The following is a 3,095-nucleotide window of genomic DNA, read 5'->3' as shown; positions in this document are numbered from 1 at the left end:
GTGTCCCACAGCGAAAAAGACCTCACCGAATTCTGCACCCGAGGCATGTTCCTCAACCGCGGCGAACTCCGCGTCGACGGCACCGTCGAACAAGCCCTCACCGCCTACCAAACCTCAGAAGACGAAAAGGTCCCCGCCTGAGCCCCTAGGGAGTGTTGGGGGGATCCCGTTTCCTGGCCCTGAGGGCTCGTCGGGGGGATCCCGTCTCCTGCTGCGCGGCGCACCGACAACGCCTGGCCGCGTTGTCGGTGCGCCGACATACCGGTGTTGTATGCGGGCGCACCTGTGCCTTGCCATGTATCCATCGGGAAGCCGCTCGCCACGGAAGTGGATCCCCCAACAAGCCCTAACGGGAGGAACGGCCCATTCCGCGGTACATCCAGCCGGCGTTGCTCCACAGTTGAGGGTCGAGGCAGTTCATGCCGTCCAACACCCGCGGCTCGGCCACCAGATCGGCCAGGGCCTCGGGGTCGAGGTGGCGGAATTCCTCCCACTCCACCAGCACGCAGATCAGCTCGGCGCCGTCGACGGCGTCGGCGAGACCGTTGGCGTAGGTGAGTTCGGGGCGGTAGACGCGGGCGTTGTCCATGCCCATCGGGTCGTAGACGGTGACCGCGGCGCCGTGGGCCGCCAGGCGGCCCGCCACGTCCAGGGCCGGGGCGTCGCGGACGTCGTCGGTGTCGGGCTTGAAGGTGGCGCCCAACACGGTGATCCTGGTGCCCGACAGCTCGGGGCCCGCGGGCCCGTTGTCGCGGCCGGTCATCTCGGCGGCCAACCGCACCACCTTGGCGCGGCGCGACAGGTTGATGTCCTCGATCTCGCCGAGGAAGCGCATCGACTCGGCGACGCCGAGCTCCTTGCCGCGCGCCGCCAGCGCCCGCAGGTCCTTGGGCAGGCAACCGCCGCCGAAGCCGATGCCCGCGCGCAGGAACTTGTTGCCGATCCGCGCGTCGTAGCCGATCGCCCGGGCCAGGTCGGTGACGTCCCCGCCCGCCACGTCGCACAGGTCGGCCATCGCGTTGATGAACGAGATCTTCGTCGACAGGAACGCGTTCGCCGCGACCTTCACCAGCTCCGCCGTGGCGAAGTCGGTGACCACCAGCGGCACCTCGCGGTCCTCCACCGCCGCCAGCTCGAACACTCCCTTGTGGGCGGCCTCGAGCAGGTCCTGCGCCCACTGGCTCTGCGCCGCCAACACCACGCGGTTGGGGCGCAGCACGTCGTCCACGGCGTTGGCCTCCTGCAGGAACTCGGGGCTCCACGCCACCTCGACGTGCACGTCGGGGTCGCCGTGACGCCCGATCAGCTGCTGCACCCACGCCGCGGTGCCCACGGGAACGGTCGACTTGCCGACCACCAGGCAGCGGCGCTTCAACAGCGGCGCCAGCGAGGCCACGCAGGACTCCATGTAGGACAAGTCCGCGGAGTCGGAGTCGGGCCGCGAGGGCGTTCCCACACACAGGAAGTGGATGTCGCCGAACTCGGCGACCTCCTCGATGTCCGTGGTGAAGCGCAACCGTCCATTGGCGAGGTTCTTGGTGACCAGGTCGCCCAGGCCCCGCTCGTGGAAGGGCAGCTCGCCCGCCGAGAACTTCTCGACCCGCCCGGCGTCGACGTCGTAGCCGAGCACCTCGTAACCCAGCTCCGCGTAGCAGGCGGCGTAGGTGCCGCCCAGCGGGCCGACGCCCAGGAACGTCAGGCGGGGCCGGGTGGCACCGGAGGTGATGATCGATTCACCCTCATTGGGAAGGTTGGTACTGCGCATGTTCACCTGCTGTCGCGAAGGTCGGATTCGTCCGGCGACCAGTTATAGCGGATGCCGGGGCTTGCGGCCACTTCCCTTACGGGAGTTCACCAATGATTCGGCGAGTGTTCGTCGTCGGGCCGGTTCGTCACAGCTCCTTGAGCACCGCGGGCTCCAGACGGACGAACAGCCACCGTCCGAAGAAGAGCACGATGACGGCGACGCCCGCGCAGTAGGAGATGGGCCGCCAGCCGGGGATCTCGCCGGGGATCCACGCGCCGTGCTGCATGCGGATGATGCCGACGAACGGGTTCGACTCGTACAGCAGCTTCGCCCAGTGCGGCATGTGGGAGTTGGCCACCCGGGCGAAGGGGTACACGGTGGGAGCGGCGTAGAACAGCACGCGCATCACCAACCGCATCAGGCGCTGGACGTCCCGGTACAGCACGTTGAGCGACGCCAGCACGAACGAGATCCCCGTCAGCAGGGTCGCCTGGATGATGATCGCCACCGGCAGCAGCAACAGGTTCCAGCCCCAGGTGGTGGTGCTGTGGAAGACGATCGCGAACATCAGGATAATCGGGATGCCCGCGGCGAACTCCGCGAACCGGGCGAACACCCGCGCCACCGGGAACACCTCGCGCGGCACCCGCATCGTGGTGATCAGGCTCGTCTGCGACACCAGGCTCGAGGTCGACTCGTTCATCGCCTGGCTCGCCCACATCCAGGCGAACATGCCCGACACCACGTACAGCGCAAAGGAGACGCCGTCGATGTTGCTGCGGCCGTACAAGACGCCGAAGATGAACCAGTAGATGCCGGCCATGCCCAGCGGCTCGATGAGCGACCACAAGTAGCCCATCACGGTCTTCTGGTACTTGACGGCCAGGTCACGCTGGACGAGAACCCGAAGGGTCTGGCGGTGGCGCCACAGCGCCGAAACGCCGATGGACTTGGGAACGGCGCGCCGCGGCCCCGCTTTCACGCTCATCACTGCAGTCATTGAAGAAATCCGTAATCTTGTCGCTCGACACGCGACGCCAGTGGAGCTCGACACTCCACAGTGGCGTTCTGATGGCTAGGCCCGCCACCCCTGGATCGCCCCACGCCGGCAACCGAAGTCGGGTGATGCCGGCGCCGGGGTGGCTGCCCGCCCCGGTAGGCTACAGCGTCGGCGCTCGACTTCAGTACAGTCGTACCCAATCTTCATTTTCCGTTCTTTGAGGCGTTGTGTTTGGTGATGTCACAGCAATCGATTATTGAGGCCTGGGACCTGGGTGTGCGGTTCTCCAAAGGCCGCCGACGCAACGCAAGACTGCGCGAAAAACTCATCCGCCCGTCCCACCGGGCC

2 protein-coding genes are annotated in these 3,095 nt (G+C 67.1%); both read right to left on the bottom strand.

Annotation, left to right across the window (positions count from 1 at the left end):
- Positions 1 to 346: 346 nt before the first annotated feature.
- Positions 347 to 1,765 (bottom strand): UDP-glucose dehydrogenase family protein, encoded by a 1,419-nt coding sequence (locus tag VE172_RS13040; RefSeq protein ID WP_324802268.1) that lies wholly within the window; start codon positions 1,763 to 1,765, stop codon positions 347 to 349.
- Between the two features lie 127 nt (positions 1,766 to 1,892).
- Positions 1,893 to 2,735 (bottom strand): ABC transporter permease, encoded by an 843-nt coding sequence (locus VE172_RS13035; protein ID WP_324802265.1) that lies wholly within the window; start codon positions 2,733 to 2,735, stop codon positions 1,893 to 1,895.
- Positions 2,736 to 3,095: the final 360 nt, after the last annotated feature.

The sequence above is a fragment of the Stackebrandtia sp. genome (genome assembly GCF_035643755.1).
Lineage (GTDB): Bacteria > Actinomycetota > Actinomycetes > Mycobacteriales > Micromonosporaceae > Stackebrandtia.
The sequence above is the reverse complement of the archived record's forward strand: the minus strand, read 5'-3'. Positions and strand labels throughout refer to the sequence as shown.